At 68.8% G+C, this 17,816-nt stretch carries 13 protein-coding genes; 11 read left to right on the top strand and 2 right to left on the bottom strand.

Features of this window, described 5'->3' with window-relative positions; genetic code table 11:
* Window positions 1-117 precede the first annotated feature (117 nt).
* A complete protein-coding gene (locus tag MAY35_RS22095) occupies window positions 118-3,987 on the bottom strand; it encodes a Pls/PosA family non-ribosomal peptide synthetase (protein ID WP_238423435.1) in 3,870 nt (1,289 codons plus the stop codon).
* Window positions 3,988-4,151: 164 nt separating this feature from the next.
* On the opposite strand from MAY35_RS22095, the gene MAY35_RS22100 reads away from it, so the two are divergent.
* The 3 genes from MAY35_RS22100 to MAY35_RS22110 all read left to right on the top strand — a co-directional run bounded on the left by MAY35_RS22100 (window position 4,152) and on the right by MAY35_RS22110 (window position 5,872).
* On the top strand, window positions 4,152-5,126 hold the full coding sequence (locus MAY35_RS22100) for an alpha/beta hydrolase (RefSeq protein WP_238423436.1): 975 nt from the start codon (window positions 4,152-4,154) through the stop codon (window positions 5,124-5,126).
* A 127-nt stretch (window positions 5,127-5,253) separates the two neighbouring features.
* Window positions 5,254-5,556, top strand: a complete 303-nt coding sequence (locus MAY35_RS22105; RefSeq protein ID WP_281063171.1) for a DUF202 domain-containing protein — start codon at window positions 5,254-5,256, stop codon at window positions 5,554-5,556.
* Window positions 5,557-5,590: 34 nt separating this feature from the next.
* Entirely contained in the window at window positions 5,591-5,872 is a 282-nt protein-coding gene (locus tag MAY35_RS22110) for a hypothetical protein (RefSeq protein WP_238423437.1), read from the top strand.
* A gap of 85 nt (window positions 5,873-5,957) precedes the next feature.
* Here the strand turns inward: MAY35_RS22110 and MAY35_RS22115 are convergent, their stop codons facing one another.
* On the bottom strand, window positions 5,958-7,871 hold the full coding sequence (locus MAY35_RS22115) for an ABC transporter ATP-binding protein (protein ID WP_238423438.1): 1,914 nt from the start codon (window positions 7,869-7,871) through the stop codon (window positions 5,958-5,960).
* Between the two features lie 175 nt (window positions 7,872-8,046).
* Here MAY35_RS22115 and fgd point away from each other — a divergent pair, with 175 nt between their 5' ends.
* The 8 genes from fgd (at window position 8,047) to MAY35_RS22155 (ending at window position 17,672) form a co-directional block, all read left to right on the top strand.
* Window positions 8,047-9,057: a glucose-6-phosphate dehydrogenase (coenzyme-F420) gene (gene fgd / locus MAY35_RS22120; protein ID WP_238423439.1), complete on the top strand. Its 1,011-nt coding sequence runs from the start codon at window positions 8,047-8,049 to the stop codon at window positions 9,055-9,057.
* 82 nt (window positions 9,058-9,139) lie between these two features.
* Window positions 9,140-10,240: a DMT family transporter gene (locus tag MAY35_RS22125; RefSeq protein WP_238423440.1), complete on the top strand. Its 1,101-nt coding sequence runs from the start codon at window positions 9,140-9,142 to the stop codon at window positions 10,238-10,240.
* Window positions 10,198-10,800: a hypothetical protein gene (locus MAY35_RS22130; RefSeq protein ID WP_238423441.1), complete on the top strand. Its 603-nt coding sequence runs from the start codon at window positions 10,198-10,200 to the stop codon at window positions 10,798-10,800. The genes MAY35_RS22125 and MAY35_RS22130 overlap by 43 nt, the downstream gene beginning before the upstream one ends.
* A gap of 17 nt (window positions 10,801-10,817) precedes the next feature.
* Window positions 10,818-11,423 carry a TetR/AcrR family transcriptional regulator gene (locus MAY35_RS22135; protein ID WP_238423442.1) on the top strand — a complete coding sequence of 202 codons (606 nt, stop codon included), beginning with the start codon at window positions 10,818-10,820 and terminating at the stop codon, window positions 11,421-11,423.
* Window positions 11,420-13,072, top strand: a complete 1,653-nt coding sequence (locus MAY35_RS22140) for an FAD-binding oxidoreductase (RefSeq protein ID WP_238423443.1) — start codon at window positions 11,420-11,422, stop codon at window positions 13,070-13,072. Before MAY35_RS22135 ends, MAY35_RS22140 begins: the two co-directional genes overlap by 4 nt.
* A gap of 54 nt (window positions 13,073-13,126) precedes the next feature.
* Entirely contained in the window at window positions 13,127-15,322 is a 2,196-nt protein-coding gene (gene pta / locus MAY35_RS22145) for a phosphate acetyltransferase (protein WP_238423444.1), read from the top strand.
* Window positions 15,319-16,524 carry an acetate kinase gene (locus MAY35_RS22150; RefSeq protein WP_238423445.1) on the top strand — a complete coding sequence of 402 codons (1,206 nt, stop codon included), beginning with the start codon at window positions 15,319-15,321 and terminating at the stop codon, window positions 16,522-16,524. Before pta ends, MAY35_RS22150 begins: the two co-directional genes overlap by 4 nt.
* Before the next feature lie 197 nt (window positions 16,525-16,721).
* Window positions 16,722-17,672, top strand: coding sequence for a hypothetical protein (locus MAY35_RS22155; protein WP_238423446.1), 951 nt, complete (start codon window positions 16,722-16,724; stop codon window positions 17,670-17,672).
* The last annotated feature ends 144 nt before the right edge of the window (window positions 17,673-17,816 follow it).

A 17,816-nucleotide genomic window follows, 5' to 3' on the forward strand; every position in this document is an offset into this window, starting at 1 on the left:
CCCGGTGAGCCCGCGATCTGACCCGCCGCCCTGCTCGCCGGTTGAGCCCGTTCCCCGCCGGTTGAGCCCGTTCCCCACCGGTTGAGCCCGTTCCCCGCCGGTTGAGCCTGTCGAAACCTAGCGCGGCCAGGGCGCGATCGGGTTGCCCTGCCAGCGCGTGTGTGCCGGGACCACGTCACCTCGCATGACCAGCGACGCCGGACCGACCGTGGCGGACTCGCCGAGCCCTGATGCCGGCAGTGCGACGCAGTGCGGTCCCAGGGTCGCGCCCGCACCGAGGGTCACCCGGTCGATCGCCATCACCCGGTCGTGGAACAGGTGGGTCTGCACGACGCAGCCTCGTTGGACGGTGGCACCGTCGCCGAGGCTGACCAGGTCCGCCTCGGGAAGCCAGTAGGTCTCGCACCACACGCCCCGGCCGATCTCGGCACCCAGCATCCGCAGCCACAGGTTCAGGATCGGCGTGCCGGACGCGGCGTTGGCGAACCAGGGCGCCGCCACCGTCTCGACGAAGGCGTCCGAGAGCTCGTTGCGCCAGACGAACGAACTCCACAGCGGGTGTTCGCTGACGGTGATACGGCCGACGACGATCCACTTGGCCGCGGCCGCGACGGCGCAGGCGATGGCCCCGACGACCAGGAGCACCGGTCCGCTCGCCAGCGCGGCGATGCCGTAGTGGACGTGCACCGCGAGGTACTGCAGGGCGAGCAGCAATCCGAGGCCGAGCCCGTACGAGACCATCACCGGCAGCAGGCGCAACGTCTCGATCGAGGCGCGGGCGACCTTCAGCGACCGGGGCGGGTCGAAGGTGCGTGAGGTGTCGATCTCGGACGCGGTCCGCCGCAGACGTACCGGCGGGCTGCCCAGCCAGCTCGAACCCGACTTGGCCCGGTCCGGGGTCGCCGACAGCACCGCGACCAGGCCGTTCTTGGGCACTTTGCGGCCGGGGCCGGTCATGCCCGAGTTGCCCAGGAACGAACGCTTGCCGATCTTCGCCTCGTCGATGTGGAGCCAGCCGCCGCCGAGTTCGTAGGACGCGACCATCGTGTCGTCGGCGAGGAAGGCGCCGTCGCCGATGGTGGTGAACCGGGGGAGGACGAGGGCGGTCGAGATCTCGGTGCCCGCACCCACTTTCGCGCCCAGGATGCGGAACCATGTCGGGGTCAAGAGGCTGGCGTACAGCGGGAAGAGGTAGGTGCGCGCAGCGTCGAGCAGCCGTTCGGTGATCCACACCTGCCACCCGACGCGAGACCGCACCGGGTGATACCCCGTGCGCAGACCCAGCCCCGCCAGGCGGACCAGCACAGCGGTGATCGCCGCGAAGACGAACAGGCTCGTGACGGTGGCCGCGGGCAGCAGGATCAGCGCTCGGATCCCGACGTCGCGCAACCGGTCGGCGGTCATCGCCCACGAGCCGATCACCGCTAGGCCGGCGGCCAGGGAGAGCAGCGGGATGGCCGCGAGCACCAGCGACGACAGGCCGTACACCGGAACCCAACCGGCGGCGCGTGGTGGCCGGTGGTCGGGCCAGGGATGCTCGGCCTTGCCGATCTTCACGGCGGGTGAGCCGGCCCAGTGCTGCCGTGCCTTGACCCGGCCGAACACCGCGGAACCGGGTGCGACGACGGCGTCGCGCCCGACGACCGCCCCCGGGGTCAGCGTCGACCGTGCGCCGATGGACGCGCCGCGCTTGATGGCGATCTCACCGATGTGCACGGCGTCGCCGTCGATCCACCACCCCGAGATGTCGACCTCGGGTTCGATGGAGGCGCCGTCACCGACCGTGAGCAGCCCGGTGACCGGCGGGATGGTGTGCAGGTCGACGCCGCGGCCGATCTGCGCGCCTAGGGCGCGGGCCAGATAGATCATCCAGGGCGCACCCGACAGGTTGGCGGCGCCGCTCGCGTCGAGGAGTCGTTCGGCCACCCACAGGCGGATGTGGACAGAACCACCGCGAGGGTGCACTCCCGGTCGCACCCCGGCGAGCAGCAGTCGTGCGCCGAGAGCGGCGATGCACATCCGGCCGGGCGGGGTGATGAATATCAGGAACGCCGCGAGGAGTACCCACCAGTTGATCTCGACGAGCCACTCGACGGTGCGGTCCATCCGGTCCGCGGCGAGCGCAGCCACGTTGTTGGCCACACCCAGCCATGTCGCCCACTGCAATCCGGTGAGCGTGGTCAGTGGAACGGTCAGCGCCAGCTGCGCCAGACCCGCCGAACGGGGGGTTGGCTTCACGTGACGCTCGTCGACGCTGCTGGTCGGCCTGCGGGCGTCGAGCATCTCGGCCATCGAGCCCAGGCGCGGATGGTCGTAGAGGTCGGCGACCGAGATGTCGGGATGGCGCTCGCGCACGGCGGTGACCAATTGCGCCGCGGCCAGCGAACCGCCGCCCTCGGCGAAGAAATCCACGTCCGGGCTGGAGACGGTCGATCCGAGCACGTCGGTCCACAGCTGGGCCAGCCAGAACTCGGTCTCACTGAGTTCTACATCGTCATCGACTGGTCTGTCGCTGCCCGGCAGGGGCCAGGGCAGCGCATCACGATCAACCTTTCCCGAAGTGCGCGTGGGCAGTTCGTCGACGAGGGCGAGGGTGGGCACCATGGCCGCGGGTAGTTGCCTGCGCAGCTCGGCATGGGCGGCGGACACGTCGAATGCGGGATCCGCCGAGACGAGATAGCCGACGAGCAGACTGTTGCCCGCAGCGGATTTTCGGACCGCGGCGGCCGCACCGCTGACGCCGGGCAGGTTCTGGAGGGCGTTGTCGATCTCACCGAGTTCGATGCGCCGACCGCCGACCTTGACCTGGTCGTCCGCGCGACCGACGAAGAGCAACCCCGCGGTGTCCAGACGGACGAGATCGCCACTGCGATAGGCGCGTTCCCAACCGAGGGTCGGCATCGGCGCATACTTCTCGGCATCCTTGGCCGGGTCGAGGTAGCGGGCGAGGCCCACTCCGCCGATGACGAGCTCGCCGACCTCGCCCTCCGCGACAGGTTGTCCCTGCGCGTCGACGACGGCCAGATCCCAACCCCGAAGCGGCAATCCGATACGGACGGGGCCGCCCCCGCCCAGCGGGGCGGCGCACGCGACGACGGTGGCCTCGGTGGGACCGTAGGTGTTCCACACCTCACGGCCGGGAACGGCGAGACGGTCGGCGAGCTCGGGCGGGCACGCCTCGCCGCCGAAGATCAGCAACCGCACGGCCTCGAGGGCCTCCGGCGGCCACAGGGACGCCAGCGTGGGCACGGTCGAGACGACGGTGATGTCGCGGGCCACCAACCACGGCCCGAGGTCCATCCCGCTACGGACGAGGGACCGCGGCGCGGGGACGAGGCAGGCCCCGTTGCGCCAGGCCAGCCACATCTCCTCGCATGACGCGTCGAAGGCGACCGACAGGCCGGCCAGGACGCGGTCGTGCGGCCCGATCGGGGCGTCCGGCAGGAACATGTCGGCCTCGGCGTCGACGAATGCCGCGGCATTGCGGTGGGTGACGGCGACGCCCTTGGGTTTGCCGGTGGACCCGGAGGTGAAGATGATCCACGCGTCGTCGCCGGGTGTGGGTCGGGCGGGCTCGGCGGGCGTGGCATCGGCAGCCGATGACGTCGAACGGGGGCCGTCGGCGTCGACGATGGCGTCGACCCCGGCCTCGCCGAACACGAGCTCGGCCCGCTCGTCGGGGTCGTCGGCGTCGACCGGCACGTAGGCCGCCCCGGCGTAGAGCGTCGCCAGGATCGCGACGTACAGGTCGCGTGAGCCCGATGGCATGCGGATGCCGACGCGGCTGCCACGCCCGACACCGACTTCGGCGAGACGGGCGACCGTGCGTCGGACCACGGCCAGCAACTGGCCGTAGGTCAGGGTCATCTCGCCGTCGTCGATGGCCGCGGCATCGGGATGCTCGCGGGCGGTCGCGGTGAGGACGTCGCACAGGGTGCGAGGGGGGTCTGCCTGCGCGGACAACAGGAACTGGGGTGGTGTCTGCACCTAGCCGGCACCTGCCGGACTCATCCGCGATCTGGTCACGAGTTCGAGAATATAGCCGACGAAGGTGACCATCCGACCTCGGCTCGGTGAACGCCGACCCGGACGAACGCACTGAAACGGACTGACATGAGGTGTAGCTTCGGCCTCAGACCAGGAGGAATCTGATGCCCATCGTTCACCACCGTCGGCCGAGCTTCCTGTCGTATCCCATGTGGCTCGGCGCCCGTGTGTTCCTCAAGCCGGCCCTGTCGTTGTGGCCGGTCAACAAGGCGGGCCTCGCGGGCCTGTTCCTGATCGACCGGATCGTCGCGGTCGGCCCCAAACCCCGAGGGGTGGTCCGGGAGCAGCTCGTCCTCGCCGGCCGGCCCGCCGAGCTGATCATGCCGGTCGGGCCGTCGCGCCGGGACAGTGACACGGCCATGCTCTACCTGCACGGCGGGGCCTTCGTCGTCTGCGGACTCGGCACGCACCGGTCGATCTCGGCTCGGATGGCCCGGGCCTGCGAGGTGCCGGTGTTCTCGCTGGAATACCGCCAGCTGCCGAAGGCCGGTGTCGGGACGTCGGTCAGCGATGCGGTCGACGCCTACGCGGAGTTGATCAACGAGCGCGGATTCCGCCGCGTCGTCGTGGCGGGCGATTCCGCGGGCGGGTTCCTCGCCGCCAAGGTGGTCGAGGCCGTGGTCGCGCGCGGGCTGCCGACGCCCACCGCGCTGATCGGGTTCTCGCCGTTGCTCGACATGGATCTGGGCACCCACCCCGACCGGTCGAGCCGCTCCGACGCCTACCTGCCCAAGTCGAAGATGGCCCGGCTGGCGCCCCAGTTCGACAAGGGACCGATCCCGCTGACCGGAGTTCGGCGCATCGCCGACGCGGACCTGTCGGAGTTCCCGCCCACGGTGTTGGTCGCCGCGGAGGGCGAGATGCTCGAACCGGATGTCATCGACCTGGTGGAGTCCCTCGACGAGGCGGGGGTCCTGGCCGTCGCACACCTGTACGCGTGGCAGGTGCACGCGTTCCCGGTGTTGAGTTCGCGACACCCGGAGACGCTCGACGCGGTCGAGGTGACCGCGACCTTCGCCGCTCAGGCGGTGCGGGAGGCCAAGACGGCAGACGAGCGGGCGAGTCAGCGGGCGGGTTGATGGCACGCTGATGGGCGTGAGCGCACCGGATCCAGGCCCGCGAGTCCCCGACACGACGAACTCCGGTCCCGACCGGTCCGAGGACTCCCCGGCCGGGCCGCCCGGCTCGGTCGACGCCCGGTTCACCCTGGCCGCCGAACGCACGATGCTGGCATGGGTGCGTACGGCTCTCGGTTTCATGGCCGCCGGTATCGCGGTGGTCTACCTGGCGCCCGACGAGGACGTACCGGCTCTCGACGTCGTGCTCGGTGTCCTCATGGTCGGGCTCGGAGCCGTTCTCGCCCTCCTCGGTGCCTGGCGATGGCGGCGGACGACGACGGCTCTGGTCACCGGCGGTGAGATGCCGGGCCCGAGGCAGGTGATCGGCGTCGTCGCTGCGATAGTGGTGGTTGCCATCCTCGTCGCGGTCGTCATGGTGCTGCAGTCCTGATCCGGGGCGCCGCTGAACAGTGCAGGAGTTTTTCGTGAGTACCGGTCCCGACTTCTCGCGCGGCGCGCAGACGTTCTCGATGACGTTGACCATCGTCGGCGCGACCATCCTCATCTTCTGCATCGGCTGGCTGACCGTCGGCTGGTGGCAGGAGGGGCGCTGGTTCTGGGTCGCGATCGGCATCGCCGTCGTGGTGGTGAACGTCGTGCTCATCGCGATGCAGCTGCGCCGCAGGTTGAGCGAACGGGTCAAGGACACCGACGACCGCCCGCGCCGCCGCGGTCTGATCGACAACTTCGACGATCTGGACGACTGACGCCCCGCGCACCTGAGGTGTGCGAAGCAAGCGTGCCTGCCGGCTCCCTGAGGTGTGCGGAGCGTGAGCGACGAGCCACGAAGGGCTACGCCGTGAGAGTTCCCGAGTCCGACTCGTCGTCGGCGAACTGCGTCCGGTAGAGCTCGGCGTAGCGACCGTTGCGGGCGAGCAGCGTCGGATGGTCTCCACGTTCGACGACGCGACCGCCCTCGAGCACCACGATCTCGTCGGCGGCCCGGATGGTCGAGAGGCGGTGCGCGATCACGATCGAGGTGCGACCCTCGAGTGCCTCGCCGAGAGCTTCCTGAACCGCCGCCTCCGACGTCGAGTCCAGGTGGGCGGTCGCCTCGTCGAGGATCACCACCGACGGTTGCGCGAGAAGGAGCCGCGCGATCGTCATCCGTTGACGTTCGCCGCCCGACAGCCGGTAGCCGCGTTCGCCGACGATGGTGTCGAGCCCGTCGGGCAGTGAGCCGACGAGTTCATCGAGGCGGGCACGGCGCAGCGCGTCCCAGATCTCGTCGTCGGACGTCTCCGGCCGGGCGAGGACGAGGTTGGCACGGATGGTGTCGTGGAAGAGATGCCCGTCCTGGGTGACGAGGCCGACCGTGCGATGCACCGAAGCGGTCTGCAACTTCCGGATGTCGACCCCGGCCAGCTCGATCGATCCCTCGTCGACGTCGTAGAGGCGGGTGGCGAGGCTCGCGATGGTCGATTTGCCCGCGCCCGAGCTGCCGACCAGGGCGACCATGCTGCCGGCCGGGACATCGAGGTCCACGTGGTGCAGGACCGTCGTTCCGGCGCGGTTGTCCAGTTGCGCAACCTCTTCCAACGAGGCCAGCGACACCTTGTCGGCCGCCGGGTAGGCGAAGGACACGTCGTCGAAGCGGATCGAGACGGGCACGGGCCGTCCGCTCTCGGTGCCCGGCACGGCGATCGCGTCGGGCGCGTCGGTGATCAGCGGTCGCAGGTCGAGCACCTCGAAGACGCGCTCGAAACTGACCAGGGCACTCATGATCTCGACGCGCGCATTGGCCAGTGCGGTGAGCGGTGCGTACATCCGGGTCAGCAGCAGCGCGAGTGAGACGACCGCGCCTGCGGACAGATGGTCCTGCACCGCGAGCCATCCGCCGAGGCCATAGACGAGCGCCAGCGCGAGCGCCGACACCAGCATCAGGGTGGTCATGAAGTAGGCCTGCAGCATCGATCGGCGTACGCCGATGTCGCGGACCCGGTCGGCGCGGTCGGCGAACTCGCGCGACTCAAGGTCGGGCCGTCCGAACAGCTTCACCAGCGTGGCGCCAGGAGCCGAGAAGCGCTCGGTCATCTGGGTGGACATGCGGGCATTGTGTTCGGCGGCCTCGCGTGACAGCGCGGCCATACGCCGACCCATCCGTCGAGCCGGGATCACGAAGATCGGCAGGAGTACCAGCGCGAGCAGGGTGATCTGCCAGCTGATGGCGATCATGACGCCGAGGGTCAGCGTGAGCGTGACGATGTTGGACACGACGCCGGAGAGGGTGTCGCTGAACGCGCGCTGGGCGCCGATCACGTCGTTGTTCAGGCGGCTGACGAGAGCGCCGGTGCGGGTGCGCGTGAAGAACGCGACCGGCATCTTCTGGACGTGGTCGAAGACGGCGCGGCGGAGGTCGAGGATGAGGCCCTCGCCGATGTTCGACGACAGCCATCGGACGGCGATGCCCGCTCCGGCCTCGGCGACGGCGATCACCGCGATCGCGACGGCGAGCCAGACGATCATCGTCTCCGACCCGCTCTGGGTGATGAGGTTGACGACTCGTCCCGCGAGCAGGGGTGTCACGACCGTCAGGACTGCCGTGAACACCGACAGCACGAGGAACAGGCCGATGCGCCGCCGATGCGGTCGGGCGAAGTCGCCGATCCGGCGCAGTGTGACCCGGCGATCGCCCCGCAACCGCTTGCTGTCCGGCTGGGTGGAGGACTTGTACATCATGTCCCAGGCGACCGATTGCATGCTCATGACGTCCACGGTAGAACTTCAAGTCAACTTCAAGTCCACTCGGCGCCGGCGTCGACCGCCGAATAGCCTCTGACGTCGAGCTTTCGCGTGATGCTCTAGGTTGGTCGGGGAGATCACAACACGATTCGGCCGCACATGCGGGCCGACCCGGGCAGGCGGTAGAGGAGCGACGGACATGGCAGAACTCAAGCTCGGTTTCAAGGCGTCGGCGGAGCAGTTCGATCCGCGCGAGCTGGTGGAGATCGCGGTCGCCGCCGAAGAACACGGCATGGATTCGGTGGCGGTGAGCGACCACTTCCAGCCCTGGCGGCACAACGGCGGGCACGCGCCCTTCTCCCTGGCCTGGATGGCAGCGGTCGGCGAGCGCACCAAGCGCGTGCAGATCGGCACCTCGGTCATGACCCCGACCTTCCGCTACAACCCGGCGGTCATCGCGCAGGCCTTCGCCTCGATGGGATGCATGTACCCCGGCCGCATCATGCTCGGTGTCGGCACGGGCGAGGCACTCAACGAGTACGCGACCGGATTCCAGGGCGAGTGGCCGGAGTTCAAGGAACGCTTCGCGCGCCTGCGCGAGTCCATCAAGCTCATGCGCGAACTGTGGACCGGCGAGGAAGTGAACTTCGACGGCGAGTACTACCACACGCAGGGCGCCTACATGTATGACATTCCGGAGCAGCCGATCCCGGTGTACGTCGCCGCCGGCGGCCCGGTTGTCGCCCGTTATGCGGGCCGCTCCGGCGACGGCTTCATCTGCACCTCCGGCAAGGGGCCCGAGCTCTACACCGAGAAGCTCCTGCCCGCGGTCGCCGAAGGTGCGGAAAAGGCCGAACGCAACGTCGAGGACATCGACAAGATGATCGAGATCAAGATCTCCTACGACCCCGATCCCGAACTGGCCCTGGAGAACACCCGCTTCTGGGCGCCGCTGTCGCTGACCCCGGAGCAGAAGCACAGCGTCAACAGTTCGACGGAGATGGAACGCCTGGCCGACGAACTGCCGATCGAGCAGGTCGCCAAGCGGTGGATCGTCTCGTCCGATCCCGACGAGGCCGTCGAGAAGGTCAAGTTCTACACCGACGCCGGCCTGAACCACCTCGTGTTCCACGCCCCCGGCCACGACCAGCAGCGGTTCCTCGAGAACTTCGAGCGCGATCTGGCGCCGCGCCTGCGCAAGCTCGGCTGAGCCTGTCGAAGCCATAGCCCGAAACCGCGCCCGCCGCGGTTTCGGGCTATGAAACCGGTTCGGGATGGATCACTCTGAGTCCATGCCCTCGACACCACAGTCAGCGTCGACGTCTCGGTTCCGTGTGCCGGTGGCGTCGTTGCCGGCGATCGCGGCCCTCGTCACCGTCGTCCTCTGGGCGTCGGCCTTCGTCGGCATCCGTGCGCTCGGCGACACGTTCTCCCCGGGCTCGATGGCGTTCCTCCGGCTGCTGGCCGCGGTGGTCCCGCTGACGGTCATCTTGGGGATCGTGCGCTTACGCGGGCGGTCCGCGGATGCGACGACGCGGATGTCACTGCCCCGCGGCCGGGCTCTGGTCCTCGTGATCGCCTACGGCGTCGCCTGGTTCGCGGGTTACACGGTGCTGCTGAACTGGGCCGAGCAACACCTCGACGCCGGGACGGCGGCCCTGCTCGTGAACCTGGCACCGATCCTGGTCGCCGTCGCGGCCGGACTGTTCATGGGCGAGGGCTTTCCGCGCCACCTCGTCATCGGGATGACCATCGCGTTCGCCGGAGTGGTCCTGATCGCGCTCGGCGGCTCGGCGACCTCCGACGCGCGGGTCGACTGGCTCGGGATCGTGCTCGGCGTCGGCGCGGCGATCCTGTACGCGACCGGTGTGCTCATCCAGAAGTCGGCGCTGCGCACGGTCGACGCGTTGACCGCGACCTGGCTGGGCGCCCTCGCCGGTCTGGTGGCGACCACGCCGTTCGTGCCGACGGCCCTGTCCGAACTCGCCGACGCCGACGCCACCGCGATCTGGGCGGTGATCTATCTGGGCGTCGGACCGACCGCCATCGCGTTCTCGACGTGGGCGTATGCGCTCGCTCGCACCGATGCGAGTGCAATGGCGGCCACCACGCTCGTGGTCCCGGCGATCGTCATCGTCCTGTCCTGGGCGCTGCTCGACGAGTTGCCGACGGGCGTCGGGATCGTCGGTGGCGTGATGTGTATCGCCGGTGTGGCGATCGCGCGACGACTCCTGCCGATGAGGCGTCGGGGCGCGGTCGCTACGAGTAGCCTTGGCGCATCGTCACCAGCGGCGATGCCCTCCGAATCGCGACGGGTGCCCGCCGCACAGGCAACCGAGGAGACACCGTCATGCGCAAGCTCCTCGCCGGTCTCGCGATCGGCGGATCTCTGACCCTGGGTGCGGTGGCGACGCTGCTCGTGGTCGACGCGGAGTCGCCGGCCGCTCCCACCAGTGCCGTCTGCGGTCCGTTCGCGGGGTCGGGGCCCATTCCCGGATGTGCGTTCCGCGTCGACGGCAGCCGACTGCAGATCACTCTCCACAACACCGCGACGCGCACCCCGCCGGTGGTGTGCACGCTGACGCCGAGCGGGGCGCTGCGGCCTGTCGACACCACCGCGATGGAACCGGGCGCGCGCGGAACCCTCGGTGCCTCGGTGTTCTCCGGCGTCGCGCGGACCTTCGTCGTCGACTGCCGCGGCGGGGGGACCGGCAACGACCATGTGGCACGGCAGGTGACGATCGTCGCCCGCGCCGAGGCGCCCACGGCGGACCGGACGACGCCGCCGGCACGCCGGTCTTCGCAGGCCCCGCCGCCCGCGGCACCCGAGACGAGCGAGACATCGGACAGGGGCGCGGCGACGAGCCGAGGGGACGCCGTGGTGCCCGAGCAGACGTCCACCGCCACTCCGACCACGACCACGACCACCACGACGGTTCCCGCCGCATCCTGATTCGCTACGGTTTTCGCATGGATCGTGACCGGATGGTGGACGTCGGAGTGGGGTTGGTGTCCCGCTTCGGTGCCAAGACCCTGAGTTTGACATCGGTGGCGCGTCACGCCGGGGTCGCGCGGGCAACCGCGTATCGCATGTTCGGCGGACGCGATGCCCTGGTCGCCGCGATCGTCGAACGCGAGGTGTCGCTGCTGAGGGTCAAGTTGATGGAGTGGTCGGAGACCGCACCCGACGCCGCAGGCAAGGTGCGTGCCCAGGTCGTGAACGTCCTGCCCTACATCCGCAATCACGAAGCGCTCCAGTACGTTCTCCACAAGGAGCCCGAGGAGATCGTGCGCGCGTTGGTCGCCACCAGCGATTCCGCCGGCCCGACGCTCATCCACCAGATCGTCGCCGAGACGTTGCCCGACCTCGAACCCGAGATCGGGGATCAACTGTTCCCGAACCCGCGCGGCGCGGCGGAGTTCCTGGTGCGGACGATCTACTCGCTCATGCTGATCCCGGACAGCTTTCTTTCCGACGAGGAGATCGCCGACCTCGTCGTCCGGGCGGTGGTCCGGCGAGACGCCCCGCCGGCCGGCTCGGCGGACACCCGCACCGACGGACGTCCCGGCGCATGACCGGCGAAGTGCAGGGCGACGAGGGGCGGGGCGGCCACGAGGTACGGGGCGGCGGGGACGAGACCGCGATCCCCGTCGTGACGATGGTCCGTCCCCGCTGGGGCGATCCGGCGCGGACCACCGAACTCCCGGCCGCGGCGGCCGCACTCGCGGGTGGCGCGGAGTCGGACCGCGGTGTCGACCCGGCAGCGGTCGCACCGCCCGAGTCGCGGATCGGTGACGAGCTCCGTGCGGAGATCGCGTCCGTCGTGGGTGCCGAGCACGTCTCCGCGGCCGACGACGTACGGGTGCAGCACACCCGCGGCTATTCGACGCCGGACCTGTTGCGGCTGCGTGCCGGCGACGCCGCCGACGCGCCCGATGTCGTCGTCTATCCCGGCGACCACGACGAGGTCGTCTCGATCCTGGAGTTGTGCGCCCGTCACGATCTCGCGGTGGTGCCCTTCACCGGCGGCACGTCGGTGGTCGGCGGGTTGGCGCCGGATCGGTCGGGCGCATCCGGTGTCGTGAGTGTCGATCTGCGCCGGCTGGATCGGCTGCTGGAGATCGACGACATCTCGAGGATCGCCGACCTGCATGCCGGCCTGCGTGGTCCGGCCGCCGAAGCGCTTCTGCGGGAACAGGGTTGGACGCTCGGACACTTTCCGCAGTCCTACGAGGGCGCCGGCATCGGCGGTTACGCCGCCACGCGGTCGGCGGGTCAGTCGTCGGCCGGTTACGGGCGTTTCGACGAGATGGTCGAGGGGCTTGTTCTCGCGACGCCGCGCGGCACCGTCGAACTGGGTACCGCACCGCGTTCGGCCGCTGGTCCCGATCTGCGGCAACTGGTCCTGGGATCGGAGGGCGTCTTCGGGATCATCACCAGCGTGCGCGTCCGAATCCGGCCCGCGCCGTCGGCCCGTGTCTTCGACGCCTGGCGTTTCCCGTCCTTCGCCGACGGGGCGACCGCTCTCCGCCGCCTCGCGCAGGACGGCCCGCTGCCGACGGTGCTGCGGTTGTCGGACGAGGTGGAGACGGCGCTGAATCTCGCGGATCCGAGCGTCACCGGTGAGATAGGCGACGACGCGTCTGGCTGCCTGGTCATCGCGGGGTACGAGGGTGAGGACGGCGAGGTGGCACGACGCCGGGATGCGGCGTCGGCGGTTCTGGTCGACGCCGGGGGTGCGGCGTTGGGCGCCGCGCCCGGTGAGTCCTGGCGCACCGGCAGATTCGCCGCTCCCTACCTGCGCGATCCGCTGCTCGACGCCGGGGTGCTGGTGGAGACCCTGGAGACCGTCACCTTCTGGTCGCGCCTGCACGAGTTGCGCGCGTCGGTCACGGCGGCGATCACCGACACGCTCACGGCGTCGGGGACACCGCCGCTGGTGATGTGCCACATCAGCCATGTGTACGAGTCGGGTGCGTCGCTGTACTTCACGGTCGTCGCACCGTTCGGGGATGACCCGGCGGCCGACTGGGCGTCGGCGAAAAGCGCGGCGAACACGGCCATCCGGGCTGCTGGCGCGAGCATCACGCATCATCATGCGGTGGGCCGCGACCACCGGGACGCCTACCACGACGAGATCGGGCCGCTCGCACTCGACGCACTGCGCGCGGTGAAGGCGACACTGGACCCGGCCGGGATCTGCAATCCGGGCATTCTGATCTGACGACCTGACGACCCTGCTCGGCCGACGACCCCTGCGGCCCGGTCGCGCGCCACTATGCTGGGGCGCATGGCCACGGATGCAGATCTCGCCGAGCACGCCGACCGACCCGGGAACGCAGAACACGTCGTCGCCGGGACCACGACGAGCATCTACATCGCTTCGGCGGAGGGGGAGACCGGCAAGTCGATCGTCGCCCTCGGGCTGCTGGCGCTGATGTCGGCGACCGGGGGCCGCGTGGGTGTGTTCCGTCCGATCTCGCGCGCGGGCAACGACGATCGTGACCACATCCTGGATCTGCTGCTCGACTACGACTCGGTGGACATTCCCTACGAGGACTGCCTCGGCGTCACGTACGAACAGGTCCACGACGATCCGGAGGGGGCGATCGCCGAGATCGTCGCCCGCTTCCATGCGATCCAGTCGCGGTGCGACCGTGTGGTCATCGTCGGGTCGGACTACACCGATGTCGGTACCCCGTCGGAGTTGAGCTACAACGCGCGCATCGCCGCCAACCTGTCCGCGCCGATGGTGTTGGCGGTCAAGGCCATCGACCGGTCGCCGCAGGAACTACACGGGCTGGCCGAGGGTCTCATCGCCGAGGTGACGGCCGCGCATGCGACACCCATCGCCCTGGTGGCCAACCGGTGCGACCCCGATCGCCTCGACGAGATCCGAGATCAGTTGCGGAGCACCGGTATCCCGGCTCTGTGTCTACCGGAAGAACCTGTGTTGTTCGCGCCGACGATGGGGGAGCTCAAAGACGCGCTCGGCGCCACGATGTACAGCGGTGACGAGGACCTGCTCGACCGCGAGGCGCTCCGGGTGATGGTCGGCGGTATGACCGTCGAGCACATCCTCGAGCGGCTGACCGACGGAACGGTCGTCATCACCCCCGCCGACCGGTCCGACGTCCTGCTGGCCCTGGTGAACGCCAATACGGCACAGGGCTTCCCGCGTCTCGCCGGCATCATCCTCAACGGCGGGCTCAAGCCGCATCCCATGATCGAGGCGCTGGTGAGCGGGTTGCGGCCGACGCTGCCGATCATCAGCTGCCCGCAGGGCACCTACGACACCGCGCGGACCGCCGCCCACACGCGGGGGCGGTTCGGCCTGGGCTCGGTCCGCAAGATCGAGGCCGCGTTGGCGATGATGGAGACCTATGTCGATCCGGAACAGGTGATGCACAACCTGAACGTGTCGACGCCGACGGTCGTGACGCCGCAGATGTTCGAGTACCGGTTGATCTCTCGCGCGCGGGCCGATCGCAAACACATCGTGCTGCCGGAGGGCGACGACGATCGAATCCTGCGCGCCGCCAACCGTCTTGCCCGTCGAGGGGTTGCCCAGCTCACGCTCCTCGGTGACCCCGATGCCGTCCGGGAACGCTCGATCGAGCTCGGCCTCGACCTCTCCGAGGTGGCGGTCATCGATCCGGCCACCTCGGAGTACCTCGACGAGTTCGCCCGCATCTACGCCGACCTCCGCAAACACAAGGGAATGGATGTCGAACGCGCACAGGAGAAGATGCGTGACGTGTCGTATTTCGGCACGATGATGGTGCACACCGGGCGGGCCGACGGGATGGTCTCGGGTGCCTCGCACACCACCGCGCACACGATCCGGCCGGCCTTCGAGATCATCAAGACCCAGCCGGGCGTCTCGACCGTTTCGAGTGTCTTCTTCATGTGTCTCGCCGACAAGGTGCTGGCCTACGGCGACTGCGCGATCGTGCCCGATCCCTCCGACGAACAGCTCGCCGACATCGCCATCTCCTCGGCGCAGACCTCGGCGGCGTTCGGCATCGACCCGCGCGTCGCGATGCTCTCTTACTCGACGGGCACGTCGGGCGCCGGTGCCGATGTCGAGAAGGTCAAGACGGCAACGGAACTCGTGCGCGAGCGCGCCCCGGAGTTGCTCGTCGAGGGACCGATCCAATATGACGCCGCGGTGGAGCCGTCGGTCGCGCAGACCAAGATGCCGGATTCGCCGGTGGCCGGCCGCGCGACGGTGTTGATCTTCCCGGATCTGAACACGGGCAACACCACGTACAAGGCGGTCCAGCGCAGCGCCGGGGCCGTCGCCATCGGGCCGGTGCTGCAGGGTCTGAACAAGCCGATCAACGATCTGAGCAGGGGAGCGCTCGTGTCCGACATCGTCAACACGGTGGCCATCACCGCGATCCAGGCGCAGCAGCCCGAGGGCGGCGTGCCGAGTTCGACCGACGCCGTCGACGCCGAGGCGCGCCGATGAGCGACGTCACCGGGGCGGTCCTGGTGTTCAATGCCGGGTCGTCGTCGTTGAAATATCAGCTCGTGCAGCCGGACTCCGGCTCGGTGCTGGCCGAGGGGATCGCGGAGCGGATCGGCGACGAGGGGTCGTCGATCACCCACGAGCAGAACGGTGAGAGCGTCACCGAGACACTGACGCTCGACGATCATCTCGCGGCGGTCCGGCGCGCAGAACGCTTCTTCGCCGACAACGGCACCGATCTCGCGAGTGCCGGACTCACCGCGGTCGGGCACCGGGTGGTCCACGGCGGCAGGTCATTCCACGAGCCGACGCTGGTGACGCCGAAGGTCGTCTCGGAGATCGAGCGCATCTCGCCGTTGGCGCCGCTGCACAATCCGGCCAATCTGGTCGGCATCCTGGCGGCGCAGGAACTGCTGCCCGATGTCCCCTCGGTCGCAGTGTTCGACACCGCCTTCTTCCACGGTCTGCCCGACGCCGCCGCGACCTATGCGATCGACCGAGAGGTGGCCGCCGAACACGCGATCCGCCGCTACGGTTTCCACGGCACCAGTCACGAGTACGTGTCGGCGCGCGCGGCCGAGTTCCTCGAGCGAGATACCGCCGACCTCAACCAGATCGTCCTGCATCTGGGCAACGGGGCGTCGGCGTCGGCGATCGCGGGCGGGCAGCCGATCGACACCTCGATGGGGATGACGCCCCTCGAAGGGCTCGTCATGGGAACCCGCAGCGGCGACATCGATCCCGGCCTCGTGCTGCACCTCAACCGGGTCGCCGACCTGTCGGTCGACGAGATCGACGTGTTGCTCAACAAACGATCGGGACTTCGGGGATTGTGCGGCGAGAACGACTTCCGCACGATCAGCGAGATGATGGACGCCGGTGACGACGCCGCGCGCCGTGCCTTCGACGTCTACATCCACCGCCTGCGTCGCTACATCGGTGCATACGCCTTCGCGCTGGGCCGTGTCGACGCGATCACCTTCACCGCCGGCGTCGGCGAGAACTCCGCTGTTGTCCGTGCCCGCGCCCTCGAGGGTCTCGAAGGTTTCGGGATCACCGTCGATGACGAGCGGAACTCGCTGCGTGCCAGGCATGCTCGGCGAATTTCGACCGACGACAGCGCAGTCGACGTGCTAGTCGTCCCGACCAACGAGGAACTCGCTATCGCGCGACAGGCGGCGGCGGTGGTGGCGGCGGGCTGAGGGCTTGACGTCCCGTTTGCCGTGGTTCATGAACTCGGCGGATCACCTGTGCTGCGTTCAGACGACGGTCGCGGTTCGACAACGTGTGGTTACCTTGGGTTGTGCCCAGTATAAGCCGCCCGCGTGAGTCGACGGTTCGGCAGCTGTTCGCCCTATCCAGCAACCGTTGCGCGTATTCTTCTTGCCCGACTCCCCTTGTGACGGATTCGGGCATCATCGTCGGCGAGGTGTGCCATATTCGGGCGCAGAGTGCCCACGGGCCGCGTTACGACGCGAGTCAGTCGGACGAGGAGCGCCACGGCTTCGAGAATCTCGTATTGATGTGCGGGGTCCACCACAAGATCATCGACGCGAAGGAGAATCTCGCCACCCATACAGTCGAGGAACTGCTGGAGACCAAGCGCAACCACGAGAATGAGGCTCGCAAGTCAGGGAAAGTACCTGATGCTCCCGCGAATGTCATTGCGGCGCTCATGTTGACAGCGACGGTCTATGAATCCGGTTCGGTGCACATGGATTTCAGTAATGCGGAGTTCAAGGTTGGCGGCGAGGGCGGCACCCTCAGAGGTGAAGGAGGCAACGGCGGTGTTCTGCAGATTGTGGGCATCGCGAGCTTGCCGCCCTCGGTGGCAGAGGAAGTCAGTATCGACCTGAAGGGTGGGGATGGCCAGTGGCCCGGCTCTGGGGGCGGCGGAGGTGGCCTGCTGACCTTCGAAGGTCGCGAGGTCAGCGAATCCGACATTCTGTGTGGCTTCCGGGTCCCCCTCTTCCTCCCGGCCGACAGTGTTCGCGTGGCGGACTCATTACTGAACGTTCTCGGGGCAGGTTGGGAGCATTTCTGCGTGGCCGAGCTTCCGTGGTCCGGCAGCTTTGGGCTTGCTTATGCGGTCGACTTCGGATCGGTTGAGCCGAATGCCCTCCTCAAGCTGCGGTTCGCGCTGCGGGGCCCGACCGGAGCTGAAATTCCACTAGGTGCGGCTGACGTAGCTGCGCCGCGACCGACAGGCCAGGTGAACCGGGTCTGTTATGCGGCGACCGTACCGGTCGAGGTCGACTCAGCAGGCCTATACGAACTCACCGCCAACTCGGGCAGTTTCTGCTTGGCCCGGTACTCGCTGGAGATACGCCTGAGCGCCAGAGGAACCTAAAACCTAGTCGTGCCAGTGGCGTCGGTTGTTGTGTGGGCGACGATGGGCGCGTGGTCATCCGAGTTGAGGGGGTCGACTTGCAACCCTGTGGCCCTAACAATTCGCACATTGGTTTCGTTTCAGCGTAGTACGGGCAGTTAGCGC

Source organism: Gordonia sp. 'Campus' (assembly GCF_022206305.1).
In the GTDB taxonomy this organism is placed as follows: Bacteria; Actinomycetota; Actinomycetes; order Mycobacteriales; family Mycobacteriaceae; genus Gordonia.